This is a genomic window from Geobacillus vulcani PSS1 (assembly GCF_000733845.1).
GTDB classification, from domain to species: domain Bacteria; phylum Bacillota; class Bacilli; order Bacillales; family Anoxybacillaceae; genus Geobacillus; species Geobacillus vulcani.
In genome coordinates, this window is record NZ_JPOI01000001.1 from 1,157,024 (window position 1) to 1,172,241 (window position 15,218).

General features: G+C 47.8%; 16 protein-coding genes and 2 pseudogenes. 16 read left to right on the forward strand and 2 right to left on the reverse strand.

The window, feature by feature from the left end; all coding sequences use genetic code 11:
- Positions 1–114: 114 nt before the first annotated feature.
- Positions 115–465, reverse strand: coding sequence for a hypothetical protein (locus N685_RS0106235; RefSeq protein WP_031406784.1), 351 nt, complete (start codon positions 463–465; stop codon positions 115–117).
- Between the two features lie 786 nt (positions 466–1,251).
- On the opposite strand from N685_RS0106235, the gene N685_RS0106240 reads away from it, so the two are divergent.
- From N685_RS0106240 to N685_RS0106320, 16 genes and pseudogenes are all read left to right on the forward strand, one after another.
- Entirely contained in the window at positions 1,252–1,704 is a 453-nt protein-coding gene (locus N685_RS0106240; protein ID WP_031406786.1) for a VanZ family protein, read from the forward strand.
- Positions 1,705–1,793: 89 nt separating this feature from the next.
- The gene (locus N685_RS19995; protein ID WP_237746876.1) at positions 1,794–1,910 is read left to right on the forward strand and encodes a DUF3789 domain-containing protein; all 117 of its coding nucleotides are present in this window, start codon (positions 1,794–1,796) and stop codon (positions 1,908–1,910) included.
- Positions 1,911–2,107: 197 nt separating this feature from the next.
- The gene (locus tag N685_RS20000) at positions 2,108–2,164 is read left to right on the forward strand and encodes a hypothetical protein (RefSeq protein WP_233134483.1); all 57 of its coding nucleotides are present in this window, start codon (positions 2,108–2,110) and stop codon (positions 2,162–2,164) included.
- A gap of 297 nt (positions 2,165–2,461) precedes the next feature.
- On the forward strand, positions 2,462–3,451 hold the full coding sequence (locus N685_RS0106255) for a LacI family DNA-binding transcriptional regulator (protein ID WP_031406788.1): 990 nt from the start codon (positions 2,462–2,464) through the stop codon (positions 3,449–3,451).
- On the forward strand, positions 3,448–4,341 hold the full coding sequence (gene rbsK, locus N685_RS0106260) for a ribokinase (RefSeq protein WP_031406790.1): 894 nt from the start codon (positions 3,448–3,450) through the stop codon (positions 4,339–4,341). Before N685_RS0106255 ends, rbsK begins: the two co-directional genes overlap by 4 nt.
- Positions 4,338–4,631, forward strand: a pseudogene (locus N685_RS18290) (substrate-binding domain-containing protein); the annotation flags it as partial. The gene rbsK and the pseudogene N685_RS18290, both read left to right, overlap by 4 nt.
- A 152-nt stretch (positions 4,632–4,783) precedes the next feature.
- Positions 4,784–5,341: a DUF6431 domain-containing protein gene (locus tag N685_RS20005; protein WP_031406795.1), complete on the forward strand. Its 558-nt coding sequence runs from the start codon at positions 4,784–4,786 to the stop codon at positions 5,339–5,341.
- Between the two features lie 139 nt (positions 5,342–5,480).
- Positions 5,481–6,732: pseudogene (locus tag N685_RS18295) on the forward strand (IS481-like element ISBst1 family transposase).
- The gene (locus N685_RS0106280; protein ID WP_031406797.1) at positions 6,725–7,525 is read left to right on the forward strand and encodes an ExeA family protein; all 801 of its coding nucleotides are present in this window, start codon (positions 6,725–6,727) and stop codon (positions 7,523–7,525) included. The pseudogene N685_RS18295 and the gene N685_RS0106280 overlap by 8 nt, the downstream one beginning before the upstream one ends.
- Before the next feature lie 1,351 nt (positions 7,526–8,876).
- Complete coding sequence (locus N685_RS0106290) at positions 8,877–9,692, forward strand: hypothetical protein (RefSeq protein WP_237746877.1); 816 nt, start codon at positions 8,877–8,879, stop codon at positions 9,690–9,692.
- A complete protein-coding gene (locus tag N685_RS0106295) occupies positions 9,689–10,492 on the forward strand; it encodes a DUF692 domain-containing protein (protein WP_031406803.1) in 804 nt (267 codons plus the stop codon). Before N685_RS0106290 ends, N685_RS0106295 begins: the two co-directional genes overlap by 4 nt.
- A gap of 391 nt (positions 10,493–10,883) precedes the next feature.
- Complete coding sequence (locus tag N685_RS0106300; protein WP_031406805.1) at positions 10,884–11,267, forward strand: DUF1360 domain-containing protein; 384 nt, start codon at positions 10,884–10,886, stop codon at positions 11,265–11,267.
- Between the two features lie 197 nt (positions 11,268–11,464).
- Positions 11,465–11,812 carry an ArsR/SmtB family transcription factor gene (locus N685_RS0106305; RefSeq protein ID WP_015375941.1) on the forward strand — a complete coding sequence of 116 codons (348 nt, stop codon included), beginning with the start codon at positions 11,465–11,467 and terminating at the stop codon, positions 11,810–11,812.
- Between the two features lie 24 nt (positions 11,813–11,836).
- A complete protein-coding gene (gene arsB / locus N685_RS0106310; RefSeq protein WP_031406808.1) occupies positions 11,837–12,901 on the forward strand; it encodes an ACR3 family arsenite efflux transporter in 1,065 nt (354 codons plus the stop codon).
- A gap of 15 nt (positions 12,902–12,916) precedes the next feature.
- Complete coding sequence (gene arsC, locus N685_RS0106315; RefSeq protein ID WP_031406810.1) at positions 12,917–13,336, forward strand: arsenate reductase (thioredoxin); 420 nt, start codon at positions 12,917–12,919, stop codon at positions 13,334–13,336.
- 219 nt (positions 13,337–13,555) lie between these two features.
- Positions 13,556–13,993 (forward strand): DUF4275 family protein, encoded by a 438-nt coding sequence (locus N685_RS0106320; RefSeq protein WP_031406812.1) that lies wholly within the window; start codon positions 13,556–13,558, stop codon positions 13,991–13,993.
- 157 nt (positions 13,994–14,150) lie between these two features.
- Here the strand turns inward: N685_RS0106320 and N685_RS0106325 are convergent, their stop codons facing one another.
- Positions 14,151–15,137, reverse strand: a complete 987-nt coding sequence (locus N685_RS0106325) for a Gfo/Idh/MocA family protein (protein WP_031406814.1) — start codon at positions 15,135–15,137, stop codon at positions 14,151–14,153.
- Between the last annotated feature and the right edge of the window lie 81 nt (positions 15,138–15,218).

Consider the following 15,218-nt stretch of genomic DNA (forward strand, 5'->3'; position numbering starts at 1 on the left):
TGAGAAGGGATGATATGCTTTCGTGCAATTCTCTAGAAGGTTGGTGAAAAATCGCTGTTTGCCTTGATCGATGATGGAACGCGCGAACATAGCGGCTGATGCAACAAGCTTTTTCTACTTGAGAAACGGTTCCGGGAAGCGGTTGCGCGAGTAAATCACCGGCCTTCTAGGGAGATGGTTGTGATGAGATGCCAAAGGCCGATGGGATTGACTGCGGTGATAAGTTTCTAGCGGCAACAATACCTCTTGAATGAATAAGTTATGCAACACCTCTCCAAATACATGGGTGCTTATCCCTAATTTATGAATCCCTTCATGATCCCACTTTTGGAGAATCTCACATACCTTATCTCCCCTTGGGTCATCAGAGTCCATATAGGACAAAATAAAACAAGCATCAATGTAGATAGACGCTTGTCCAAAATTTTCATTTAAAACTTCTTGATAGGTCATGACAAACGACATGCGAAACTACCTTCCTTGTTTGTATATGTCCACCAATTTTTCCCAAATGGAGCAGGTTTGGCCAGCTTTTTTCGTAACTCAGCAAAAGAAAGGTTCTTGTCCGGCTGATTGTTCATATGTTGAGAACAAGACAATGACACGTTCATTTTCTCTAAAGCAGGGGGCACGCGAATCACCTCACTTCGCCTTCTTTCTAAAAATTATAGTACTGGCTCGAAAGAATGTACAGATTTTTCTTTTACTACTATACCCGCGTTGAGCCCAACATAAACGGGGGAAATTTTCTCTTGAGGAAGGACTTCGCTGGATGGAGGGAATTTTTTAAACGGAGAAGGTCCCTTCTTTAGGTTCAAACCTAGGAGGCTGGTGATTTAGTGTAAAATGTTACTGATCCCATCAATTTCCCAATTAGAGAAACTTTGTAGAATCCACTTTCTTTTCTGAATGAAAATGCCGCCGATCGGGGTGTGACAGCGGTTTTTCACCGGCTTTCTAGAAGGTTGGTGAAAAACGCTGATCTCCCCTTCATCAATGGGAGAGTGAGTGGAAAACAGAACCGATGCAACAAGGGTTTTCTAATTGAGAAATGACATGATAGAACCGTATACATGATTAAATTACCCTTCTCCTAGGTGATTTTCCAACCAACCCCGTTATCCCCGCTTTGAAAAAAGAAAATGGAAAACTATCGCCATCCTTGTTATGATGGTAAAGGATTTCGCGGACAAGGCGCCTGCTTTCGTTGGTTCGCTTTGTCGGCAACAAGGTGGTTGGCAGGTGAAAACGATGAGAGAACTTCTCTCCCGCTGGCTCCCCGTCATGCTTTGGTGTCTCGTCATTTATATGTTTAGCGAGTCTTCGTGGTTCACCGGAGCGAATACCGCTCACGTCTTGCAAGTGATTCTCTCGTATTGGCCGTTTGGCGGCGGGGAGGAGGAAGGTCCTTCGTTCTTGAACTTCCTCATTCGCAAAGCGGCGCATTTGACCGAATTCGGCATTTTGGCTGTGTTGGTCTGGCGGGCGCTGTTCCCGAGGCGGGCATCGTATATCGGCGCCTGGCTGTTTGCGACCGCTTATGCCGCAACCGATGAATGGCATCAATCGTTTGAGCCAGGGCGGACGGCGACGCCGAAAGATGTGGCGATCGACTCATGTGGGGCGCTGATCGCTTTAGTCATCGTGTTTTTTTGCTGCCGTTGGCGGAAAGCGAGGCATCGTTCGCTCCAGCGCGGCGTATGATATGATAACAAACTCTCCCAACGTATAGGCCGGGGCGAAAAAGGAAAGAATGGCAAATAACTAGTTTCAAAGAAAAGGGAGAGATGGCCATGGTCGCGTTTATCGCCGGAATGTTTGTCGGTTCGTCTGTGATGCTTGTCATCATGAGTATGATGGCGGCGGCCAAACAGGCGGATGAAGCGAGCGAGCGGTGGAAAAAAGAATAGCGAACAACACTCCTTGCGGCGGGCAAGGAGTTTTTTGTGTGATGGAAAAACATCCTCAATTTGCCAAGATCTATTTGTGGGTTGCATCGAGCATGGTATAATACAAATGCACGGTTTACGCAGGGTGGGCAGTGGCGACTCCCTTGATGAAAGGGGGTGCTGCTGGATTGATGACTGTTGCGGAGGCGTTGTCCTTAATGATTTCTTTTGCGTCGCTTGTCGTGGCAGTCATTGCGGTGTCAAAAGAGAAGTAACCCACCCTGCTCGGCCTAGGTGAGGGTGGGTTGCTCCTGCTCGCTTCCGGGCCACTGCACTTCTTGCAGCAGCCGTGCGTGTCGATCAGGACATTGGTGGCTACCAATGTCCTGCTTTTATCGTATGGTTTTTTCACTCTTATTATAACCGTAGGAGGGGAAAATCACAATATGACTGACCTCCATGTTTAAAAGGAGCCTCGGGGTGAGAAGGGATAGGAAAATGCTTGATGGCTTCGCCAAAATCATGTATACTATCTGTAACCGGTTACATCAACGAAAGAGAAGGAATCGACAATGGCAACGATTCGTGATGTCGCAAAGCGTGCGGGTGTCTCCGTCGCCACCGTGTCGCGGGTGTTGAATCAAAACGGGTACGTGAATGAAGAAACGGAGAAGCGCGTCAGACAGGCGATGAAGGAGCTGAATTACAAGCCGAGTGAAGTGGCGAGGGCGCTGTTTAAAAAAACATCCAAAACGGTTGGATTGATTGTCCCTGATATTACCAACCCATTCTTTCCGGAACTCGTGCGCGCGGTGGAAGATGTGATGAATATTTATGACTATACGGTTATTCTATGCAATTCCGATGAAAAAGCCGAAAAAGAACGGGAATACATCGAAGTGTTAAAACAAAAATATGTGGACGGTGTCATTTTGACAACGAACCAATTGACGCCGGATGAAGTGGATGAATGGGATGTTCCGATTGTTGTGCTGGACCGTCCGTTCCATGAGCGGTATCCGTCTGTGGTCGCTGATAACTATGGGGGTGCGCGGTTGGCGACTAGACATTTGTATGAAATGGGGTGTCGGCGCATCGCTCATATTCAAGGTCCGATGCATGTGGTCAACGCGGTTGAGCGCTTTCGTGGTTACCAGGATGAAATGATGGAACTGGGGATTTGGGAGCAGCGGTTAGTGATTCAGGGGAACTACCAGCTCAAGCAGGCCAAAGAAGCGGTGATGGCGGCTTTGACCGATCATGAGATCGATGGCATTTTTGCCGGCAATGACGCGATGGCGGTCGGTGCGTTGAAAGCGGTTCAGCAGTGCGGATTGAGAGTTCCTGATGATATTGCGATTATCGGTTACGACGGCATCCCGTTGACGGAAATGACCACCCCTGAGCTGTCGACGGTGTCTCAGCCCATTTATGAAATGGGGGCCATCGCGGCCAGAATTTTAATCAAACAAATCGAAGGAAAGCCACTGGAAAAAATTCATTATCAGCTTCCGGTTCAATTAATGGTGCGGCAATCGACGTCAAGGAGGGAACAAACGTGAACAAGCCTGTCATTACCGTGATCGGTAGTATCAACATGGACTTAGTCACCGTGGCGGCACGCTTTCCAAACCAAGGGGAGACCATCTTGGGCGAGCGGTTTCTCACCACTCCCGGCGGCAAGGGAGCGAACCAGGCGGTGGCGGCCGCCCGTCTTGGCGCCGACGTGCGAATGATTGGTGCGGTGGGGGATGATGCGTTTGGTCAAGAGCTCATCCGTTCGTTGCAAAATGAAGGCGTTTCCGTCGATTGTGTGAAATCGGTTACACATCAACGTACCGGCATTGCTGCGATTACGATTTCGCAACAGGACAACCGCATTATTGTCGTCCCTGGGGCGAATCATGCGCTGACGCCGGAGGATCTGGATCCATATGAATCCGTGATCGCCGAAAGCGATGTGTGCTTACTGCAGCTGGAAATCCCGCTTCCTGTTGTGGAGCGGGCCGTTTCGATCGCGCATCGCCACGGCGTGCGCGTCATCGTGAACCCAGCTCCAGCCCAGCCGCTGCCGCTCGTGGTGCTCGAGCAGGCGAGTTTCTTGACGCCGAATGAACATGAACGGGGCATTTTGTTTGACAAGATGGATGAAGAATCGTTTGTCGATCAGCTCATTGTCACCGAAGGGGCCAAAGGGGTGCGCATTTGGCAAGATGGACAAGAACGGCTCATTCCAAGTTTCCACGTTCCCGTCGTGGATACGACGGGCGCGGGCGATACGTTTAACGGGGCACTTGCCGTGGCGCTGGCGGAAGGGAAGGCGCTTCATGAAGCGTGCCGATTTGCCAATGCGGCTGCGGCTCTGTCCGTGACAAAAATCGGGGCGCAGGCTGGGATGCCGAGACGAGAGGAGGTGGAATCATTTTTGGCCGAACAGGAACGAAGTCAATGAGGCAAAAAGTCGATGTGCTACTGGTCAACCCGACGGACTCAAGCGCTGTCACGTCTGCGATTGAATCCGCCAACAGCGCCAACATCCCGGTCATTACCGTCGACCGCAGCGCGGACGGCGGGAAAGTGGTCACCCATATCGCTTCTGACAATGTGGCAGGAGGAAAAATGGCGGCGCAATTTATCGTCGACCACTTGAAAAACGGCGGAAACATTGTGGAATTGGAAGGGATTCCGGGCTCCTCGGCCGCACGTGAACGGGGAGAAGGATTCCACCAAGTGATCGACAAATGTAAATTATCACTTTATTTCGGAACAAAAGAGCCATTTTTTTGCACATTCCTTCAGAAAGCCCTCTCCCCTTTTCTGAAAGAATGTGCTAAATTTTTTGTGAATTATTTCGGAAGAGAAAATCCATCGATTCAGAGGAGGGGGAGGAGGACGTGATTCAATTTCATGACTTTGGCATTGACGTCCAAACGTATGCAGAGCGTGGAAAAGAAAACGACTTCCCTCTTCTGACACAGTGTCCGCATTGCCGGGCCAAGCGCTCGTTGCACCGCCACGGCTACTATGAGCGAAACGCATTGACCCCACATGGTGATTATCGCATTTGGATTGTCCGGTATCGCTGTCGGGAATGCTTGAAGACGGTGAGTGTGCTGCCTTCCTTTCTCCTCCCGTATTTTCAGTATACGTTGTCCGCCATATGGCAAGTCGTGAAAGAGCAGTTGGGATTGACCGAGGGGACGAACCGGGCTCCGTTTCTCCCGACAAAGGACGGCATCATCTTTTATGTCCGGCGGTTCTGCCGAAACCTATCAAACCTTCACAGCTTTTTTGCGAGGCGGTGGAGGATCATAGGCCCTATCGTGAAAAAAGAAAAGGAACGGGCTTCCTGGTGGATCCGGACGTTGGAGAAACACGGTCTCTATTCGGTCATCAGAGACATGTGGAAGGACGGATTCCGACACCCTTTTGCGAATCAAATGGGATCCTGATTTTACATACATATCCTAAATTGGAATGGTTGAGGTTCCCACAAACCTTTCCTATCGACGGAGAAAAAGCGATCCGGTACGATAAGGGCAGACGGACCGGAACGGTCCTGATTCCAAGTGAGACAAGGAGGAGATTCGAATGGATGAGTCGATGAGACACGACATTGCCCTGTTTCGGTACGGGCTAATCGCTCCGTTGGTGAATGGGCAGGTGGAACCGAAGGCGTATCTGAAAGAGGTGAGCGAGCGAGTGCACCATGTTCCCCACCAAGGCGACAAACGAATCGCAGCCAAGACGATCCTCGATTGGTGCACCCGATACAAAAAAGGGGGCTTTGACGCCTTAAAGCCGAAGCGCCGTTCGGACCGCGGCCACTCAAGGCGTCTGTCGCCCGATGATGAGGATCATATTTTAGCCCTAAGAAAAGAACATCCCACCATGCCCGTGACGGTGTTCTACGAACACCTGATCGAGCAGGGGGAAATCCCAAAAAACCATATCTCTTACTTTACTATATACCGATTGTTGAAAAAACACAACCTTGTCGGGAAAGAAATCTTGCCCATGCCGGAGCGAAAGCGCTTTGCGTATGACCAGATCAATGAGCTTTGGCAAGGGGACTTATCCCATGGACCAACGATTCGAGTCAATGGGAAAGCCCAGAAAACGTTTTTGATCGCCTATATCGATGACTGCTCGCGGTTTGTGCCGTACGTATAGTTTCCCTTCGGAGAAGTTTGACGGGCTGCGGATCGTCACGAAGGAAGCGGTGCTTCGTTGCGGGAAGCCGAAGCGCATTTACTCGGACAACGGGAAAATTTATCGATCCGAGGTGCTGCAGTATGCGTGCGCCGAGATGGGAATTACGCTCATCCACACCCAGCCGTATGACCCGCAAAGCAAAGGGAAAATCGAACGGTTCTTCCGCACCGTACAGACGCGGTTTTATCCGCTGCTGGAGTTGGATCCCCCGAAGTCGCTCGAAGAGCTGAACGAGCGTTTTTGGAGGTGGCTTGAAGAGGAGTATCATCGAAAACCGCACGCCTCGCTGGACGGAAAAACGCCGCATGAGGTGTTTCAATCGCAAGTGCATCTCGTGTCGTTCATCGAAGATGGCGATTGGCTGGATGCGATTTTTCTGAAGCGGGAGCAACGCAAGGTCAAAGCCGATGGAACGATCACCTTGAACAAGCAGCTGTATGAAGTGCCGCCCCGGTTCATTGGGCAATCGATTGAACTCCGCTATGACGAACGGGGCGTCTATGTGTACGAAGATGGAAGGAAGGTGGCGGAGGCCGTTCGGGTTCGTTTGGAGGACAACGCCTATGTAAAACGCCATCGGTCCCCGTTTGCGGCGATTCCGGCGAAGGAGGGAGAACACGGTGTATAAATCGTTTTACTCCCTTTCGCGGGAGCCGTTTGCGAAAGAAACAGACCCGTCCGAGGCGTATCAAGGGGCGCCGTTTCAGGAAGCGTTGCGGGCGCTGGAGTACGTGAAACGAACCCGGGGGATCGGGCTGTTGATCGGAGAGCCGGGGGCGGGCAAGACGTTCGCCCTTCGGGCGCTGAAAGAATCATTGAATCCATCATTGTATCATGTCGTCTACTTTCCGTTATCCACCGGAGGCGTGATGGATTTTTACCGTGGTTTGGCCTTGGGATTAGGAGAGGAACCGAAGTACCGCAAGGTAGACCTCTTCCGCCAAATCCAGCAGGCGATCGAGCGATTGTATCATGAACGGCGGATCACGCCGGTGTTCATTTTGGACGAGATGCATTTAGCGAAGGATGCATTTTTACAGGACATCGCGATCTTGTTCAACTTTGAGATGGATTCGACCAACCCATTTGTCTTGATTTTGGCCGGGCTGCCCCATTTACAGGGGAAGCTGCGGCTCAATCAGCACCGCCCTCTCGACCAGCGGATCATCATGCGATACCGGATGGGGCCGCTGGAGAAGGAAGAGGTGGCGGGCTACATCAAGCATCGGATGAAACAGGCCGGGGCGAAGCATCCGATCTTCACCCCATCGGCGTTAGAGGCGATTGCCCTGCAGTCGCGGGGATGGCCTCGGGTGATCAACACGTTGGCCACGACGTGCCTGTTATACGGGTATCAGCTGAAAAAGGACGCCATTGACGAAGAAATGGTGCGCATGGCCGCAGAGGAAATGGGGTATTAGCACGAAAGGGGCCGAATCGGCCTCTTTTGTGCTTTCTCTTTTCCATAGGTCCATCAGGCGCGCTGGAAATCTTCATCTGAAAGAGCGTGCAAACGTTCCGAAAGAATGTGCAAAATCCGGAACAATCCGCAAAAATTTTGCACATTATTTCCGAATCCGCCTGAAATAATTTGAAAAAGGGATTCTGAAATAATGTGCTAATTTACAATAGAGAAACATTCGCATGTACTATGTTGTGGGCGATTTGGCTCTAGCCATGAAAAAAGCCATTTCATGAGCGTGTTCAGGGGCTGTGCATAGGGTTGATTCTTTTCACGTGAAGCCTTCCGCAGCTAATTTTTCTCCCATAGCTCGGCTTGCAGATTGAGCCCACAGGATCTTTGCCGGAAGTGCCGCAACGCCTACGGTGTGCAGGATGTGTTGTATGTATAGTATTATTTTTAAAAAAATTTTATATTGACAATATATAATATATATATATATAATTGGTAATGTATACGATTTTTAGTAGAAAGGGGGGAAACATGCGAGTAAAAGTGATCAAGAAGTCTAGGAAAAAACCAGCTAAAGCAACTTGTTATGACTGGTAAGTTAAACCTCCATGGCTACGCCTACATAAAGGTGCTAGCCATGGGGGGCTTTTACTTGCATGTGTACTCAATGTATATTTATTCTAGGGATGAAATTTTCGAAAAATTTGTCATTCAATCTCTCGATCGATTTATGATTATATTTAAAGAGTATTTACCTAAGAATGTCGAACTCCCTCGAAATGTTCAAGCTGACATACTTCGAATCTACTTTGAAAGGGATTGTTCGTTTTCTTTCTTTTTTTTCTTAGAAGTCGTTAAGTATACTTATCAGATTCATATGTATGACATAGTAAGGTCTATTTTAGAAACAATGGTTAGTTACTTTAGAGATTTTAATTATGGAATATTAGTAAAATTCAAGGATGGTTATGAGCTATATGTTTCGGAAGATGGGGAGGACGCATCTGTCTTTTTTTTCAGTCACATACTAGAGTACGAAGAATTCAAAAAAACACAAGAAGTGGAAAGAGTGTATTATGAGATATGTTAAGGAAATTCAATTTATTGCTTTACTATACTTATTTTTAATTTTGTTATCTGGTATTCTTTATTCCTACACGATAACTAGAATTGTATCTATTTCCCATATCTCCCCTTTTTGGGTTATAATTACAAACTCAATTATTAGCATGTTCATTTTTATTGACTTTTCTTATATAAAGAAAATTTCAACTTTACATTCTCGGCTTATTAGTGCAGTGACAAGCTTTCTTTTATTGATACTATTTTTTTTGTCATTTATTCTAAAAGATCAAGGAATGATCTTATTAGCTGTATACGCCATTTCAGTTTTCTCTTCTTCGTATGTCGGAAGAAGTTTGGAAAGAAAAATATTCGAAGAGGAGAAACGCTTATTTGGCGGTATGGTGAAAATTAGTATAGTTGGGAATTTAGCGAAACTTATAGGATTTGGAGTAGGGGCTATCATTTTCAGTATTCCTTTAAGTATATACATTTTCTTATCATTCATTTTGTTTTTAGTCATGGCAAGTGTAAATGTTGAACACGGTTTTTCATATAGCAAGGCTTCTATTGCCGGTAAAAAGAAAGTAAATAGTTTATTTTTGTTACTATTTGTTGGGCTTATATCATCCATTCCCATTCTATGGATACCATCTTTAGTAGAAAGATTTAATGAGGCAGGCATGATCAAGTTATCTTTTATTCCATTTGTATTACCGGGAACAATGAACATTTTATTTCTGAGATATCTGAAGGATAGGATTTGGAGTAAGTATATTCCTCTCTTTTACTTTATATTAACTGTGTTTTTCATGGTGATATATTATGTTGATGTCTCCCTTATTTTTCAAGTTATAGTACTGAGTACTATTATCACTCTAGGTGTGAGCATAAATGTTTATATAAATACGATTTTTCTTCAGAAAAATAAAACAAGGGACAAGAGGGAGCTAATGCAATTAATTAATGTTGTTACATCCGTCTCTACTTTATTATTTAGTTTTTTCGCCATGTACATTTCCCTTACTGTTCATCTGATGTTATTAATAAACGCTACGTTAAGTTTGTTTATTTTTGTATTTTTTGCGCGAATAAGGGGAGAAGATGAATGAAAATAGGATTATGTTACAGAGATTCTATTCACGAGGAATTTATTGATGAATTAATTAAATACGTAGATTTTCTCGAACTCATGCCCGATATAACTGGATATAAGGAGACTAAAAGGTTATTGAAACTATGTAAGGAAAATAATGTTGATATAGGTATACATTGTTTACGATCCTCCTTGGGTTCAAAAGAAGGAATATACAGACCGGCAATTGAACAGTATGCTTTCTACAGTGATTATGTAAATGCAAAATATTATTCAGATCATGTCGCCTATTCCCATATACATGGCATTTATTTATCGAAGGTTTTTCCGATAGAGTATACTGTGGAAAATGTACAGATAATGAGAAGGAATCTGGAAATTACATCAAGCTTTTTTTCTAATCCGATCTTAATAGAGAATATTACACAAAATAAGTTGTCTAATAAGAATGTCTTAAGTGAAGGAAGGTTCTTTAAAGAATTACTGAAGGATGTGAATCCTCGTATAAAAATTTTGTTTGATGTAACAAATGCGTATGTAACAGCTTTAAATAATAACTATTCTTTTGAAGAATATACATCAGAATATCCTTTTGAAAGAATTGAATGTATTCATGTTTCTGGATTTGAGAGGGATCGTGGAGGAGTGCTAAGAGATACACATTCTAATTCTATCAATAACGAGATTTTGACATCAACAGAATGGATATTGCAACGCACGAATCCAAAGTACATACTTATAGAAAGAGATTTTAATATTCAATCAATTGATGATGTGCTAGAGGACATTTGTAAAATTAGATGCATCGTTCGATGAGCATCCTGTCAATATTATACTTCACATTTCGCACCTTAACAGGGTCAAAAAAAAGATTTTTTATTTTTAGAACCCATGGTGCTATATAGATGCAATTTGAAGCTTTACCATTTGCAGCTTTTACCGAGTATTTGATCGACTGTCGGGCGACCGAACAACGCCGCTTCCAGACCCATATATAGGTCTGTGAAACAGGCGGTTGTTCGGTCTTCCGTCACGCCTTGGTGTGACGGAGGCAAGCCTGTGGCTTGCCTTCGACAGTCGAAAATGGACAAACCGCTTTTCCGTCAAGGATGTGTTAGACTTCTTCGTTGCATCTATATATAGGTTCATAACGAAGCGCTTCTTGGTTCATACTAAAGGAAAAGCTCGCAAAAGAAAGGGACTCGCCATGCTTCGTGAACTCGACTGGATGACGTACATCATGATCATTTTGGCCAGCTATCGGTTCACCCACTTGATCGTCTTTGATAAGATCACGGAGTTTATTCGCAATCCGTTTATGAAAAAAGAGACAATCCAACACGAAGACGGGAGTACGGAAATCAAGAAGGTGCCGAAATCGAAATTCGGCTATTTGTTGAACTGTTACTGGTGTGCGGGAGTGTGGAGCGCGGTTTTTCTCGCGCTTGGGTATTTATTCATCCCAAAGATCGCCATGCCGTTGATTTTTATCTTTTCGATCGCCGGGGCGCAGGCGATTCTCGAGACGTTTGTCGGAGTCGGGACGAAGGCGGTCGATCTGTTGTCGGCGGCGAAAAAGCGGATGGACTGACATTGGCGGGCGTGCGGCGGAAACATGCGGCACGCTCGCTTTTCTTGCTTTTGTCGATACATCATGGTTGACTTATATAATTATTTAATTATATACTGATTGACGGAAACCATTTCATTGGTCGGCGTGGCCGTTTCATGATGGATGTTCGTTTTTATATAAGCAAATCATGATATGATGATGAATGGAGGGGTGATATGCCGCAACTCGCAATGGAGATAGGAGCAGCCGCTCGGGTGTTGAAGCTGCTCGGCGATCCGACGCGGCTGACGATTTTGGCGATTTTGAATCAGCGGGAGTGCTGTGTGTGCGAGCTGCTTGAGGTGTTTTCGTCAAGCCAGCCGGCGATCAGCCAGCATCTTCGCAAGTTGAAAGACGCCGGGCTGATCCAAGAGGAGCGGAGGGGGCAATGGGTGTATTATTCGCTCCGGCCGCAAAGCGAATACTACTCCCTGCTGCAAGCGGTGTTGTCATACGTTCCGGACCAAGACGAAAACATTCGCAAAATCGAGACAGCGAATCCCGCGGCCCGCTGCGGGTGCTGACTTTAAACAACGAGGTGAAGAACGGTGGATTGTTGTGAACCGAAGCGGTTGTCGTTTTTAGACCGCTTTTTGACGGTATGGATTTTTTTAGCGATGGCGGCTGGGATTGGAATCGGGATTTGGGCTCCGGGGCTGGTGGATGGGTTGAACCGTCTGCAAGTGGGGACAACGTCGATTCCGATTGCGATCGGCTTGATGTTGATGATGTATCCGCCGCTCGCAAAAGTGCGCTACGAGGAAATGGGACGCGTGTTCAAAGATGTGAAGGTACTCGTCTTATCCCTCGTGCAAAACTGGGTGATCGGTCCGCTGCTTATGTTCATATTGGCGGTCGTCTTTTTGCCTGACAAGTCGGAGTATATGATTGGTTTGATTTTAATCGGGCTCGCCCGCTGTATCGCCATGGTCATCGTCTGGAATGACCTGGCGCGCGGTGACACAGAGTACGCAGCGGGTCTTGTCGCCTTCAATTCACTGTTTCAAGTATTGTTTTTCTCGCTGTATGCGTACGTGTTTGTGACAGTCATTCCGGAATGGCTCGGGTTGGAGGGGGCGATTGTTGAGATCACGATGGCGGAAGTGGCGAAATCGGTGTTTATTTATTTGGGAATTCCGTTTTTCGCCGGCATGGCGACAAGGTTTACGCTGGTGAAAGTGAAAGGCCGGTCATGGTATGACACGGTATTCGTTCCGAAAATCAGCCCGCTGACGCTCGTTGCGCTTTTGTTTACGATCATCGTAATGTTTTCGCTCAAAGGCGATATGATCGTCAACTTGCCGTTTGATGTCGTCCGGATTGCCATTCCGTTGCTTCTTTATTTTGTTATCATGTTTTTTGTGTCGTTCTTTTTGGCGAGAAAATGGGGGGCTGGCTATCCGGTGTCGACGACGCTGGCGTTTACAGCAGGAAGCAATAACTTTGAGCTGGCCATTGCCGTCGCCATTGGGGTGTTTGGCATTCATTCGGGTGCGGCGTTTGCGGCGGTGATCGGCCCGCTTATTGAAGTGCCGGTGATGCTCGCGCTTGTCAACGTCGCCTTGGCGTTTCAGCGAAAGTATTTTTCCTCAGCTGCTCCAGAATCAAAATAAAGGTGGGAATCAACGATGAAGAAAAAAATCATTTATTTCTTATGCACGGGAAACTCATGCCGCAGCCAAATGGCGGAAGGCTGGGCCAAGCAACTGTTAGGCGATGAATGGGACGTGTACAGCGCCGGGATTGAAGCGCATGGGCTCAATCCGAATGCCGTCAAGGTGATGAAGGAAGTCGGCATTGATATTGCGAAGCAAACGTCTGATGTCATCGACCCGGACTTGCTGAATCGCGCCGATTTGGTCGTGACGCTGTGCGGCCATGCGGCCGACCATTGTCCGGTCACTCCGCCGCACGTGAAGCGCGTCCATTGGGGCTTTGATGATCCAGCGAAAGCGGAAGGGACAGAAGAGGAGAAACTCGGGGTGTTCCGCCGCGTGCGCGATGAAATTGGCGCGCGCCTCCGCCGTTTTGCCGAGACGGGTGAATAGGAACGGGGCGGCAAGGCGCAGAAACTGCCGTGCATAGGGTGCGCGGCAGCTGCTCATCGAAGTGCGGACGGAAACAGGGAAGTGGCTGAACGGACGAAAACCGCTCGGCGCGAAAAAGATGGTGAGAAGCCATCTTGTCGATCCATCGCACGTTCTGACAGACGAAATGAGCACACCAATGAAGGCGGTGCCACATCAGGTCACAGGGGGAGAAACCGAATGGAGTTATTTCATCAGTTAGCTCGCCGAAACATAAAAATCAGCAAACAGTCCGGTTTCGGGGAGCAATTACGACAACAGTGGGAAAGGGTGTTTGCCGGCCATTTGACTGCGGAAGAAAAACAACACATCCACCTTCATAATCGGAATGAAGTCAACGGCTACTTATGGCATGTGTTCAGCTATGAAATGAGAGACTGTTTAACGGGAGAAGAAGCGGAGACGGCGTTTGATCAAGAAGAGAAAACGTGCTGCTATCTTTTCTTTCAACACAGCGACGATGCGTTCAAAGTGGAGGACGCTTCCGGTTTGAAAGCTGCCGATCTGGCAATGGAAAACGACAAGGTCGATCTATACGTGGTGGACAGCGAGTTCAACTGGACGTTTGTCATTACGCACGAAAACGGATGGCTTGGCCCGTATTTTAGCCGAAGGTGACACCGTGGTTTCCAGTAAGGAGCTCGGTCCTCAGTCCTTGGTTAGTTGCACATACACGCTACTCGTTTTGCTTATCAACGGAATCCGATGAGGCAAAAGAACCGCCTGAAAAAGAGTTCCAACCGGTCCTTACACAGACCCGGTTGGAACTTTTCGTTTATCGCTCGTCGGCGGGAAAGAGGATGCCGGTTTGTCTTCGCGCTTCGTCCATGATTTCCATCGTCCAAAGCGAATGGCGGTGCGAGTTGATGGCAGACTCCCGTTCCCCGCTTTCGATGAGACGGATAAACTCTTTCGCCTCGTAATACATCGGCGGTTTGTCTTGCGGGACGGTGATGTCCTCGACGCGCCCGTCGCGGTAGCGAATGTCGATTTTCGCCGGCGTATGGATGGCGTCGATGATCATGTTTCCGTCTTCGCCTTGGATTTCTGAAGGCAAGTGCGAGTTTGTGATTTTGGAATAAAAGACGACTGCATCCATGTCCCCGTAATCCAACACGATCGCCCCCTCGCCGTCAACGCCGGATGCGAGCTTCACGCTTTGCGCCTTCACGCTGCGGGGCTTGCCGAACAAAACGACCATCGGGTACAGGCAGTAGACGCCAAGGTCCATGAGCGCCCCGTTCGAGAAAGCGGGGTTGAAGGCGTTCAGCACCGTCCCCTGTTTGTAGGCATCATAGCGCGATGAATATTGGCAGTAGTTCGCCACATAGCGGCGGATGCGGCCGAGTTTCGGCAGGTGCTCGCGGATGGCTGCGAAGTTGGGCATGAGCGTTGACTTCATCGCTTCCATCAGAACAACGCCGTTTCGTTCGGCCGCTGCGATCATCGCCTCGACTTCTTTCGCATTCGAGGCGAGCGGTTTTTCACATAGGACGTGTTTGCCGTGGTTCATCAACAAAATTGCTTGTTCAGCGTGGAACGCATTGGGGCTCGCGATGTAGACGGCATCAATGTCAGGGCTGCCTGCCAGTTCGTGTAAATCGGTGAACGTGTGCGGCGCGCCAACCTTCTCGGCAAACCGCTTCGCTGTCTCGTCCGTCCGCGAGCAGACGGCGGCGAGTTCAAAGGAATCGATGAGCCGCGCGGCGTCAATAAACGCTTCGGTGATCCAGTTTGTGCCGATTGTTGCGAATCGAACCATGTTGTTTGGCCTCCTTCATTTGTATCGATCCCCATTGTACCATAAACCAATGGAGAGGCTTCGTTTTGTCATCGTCATTGA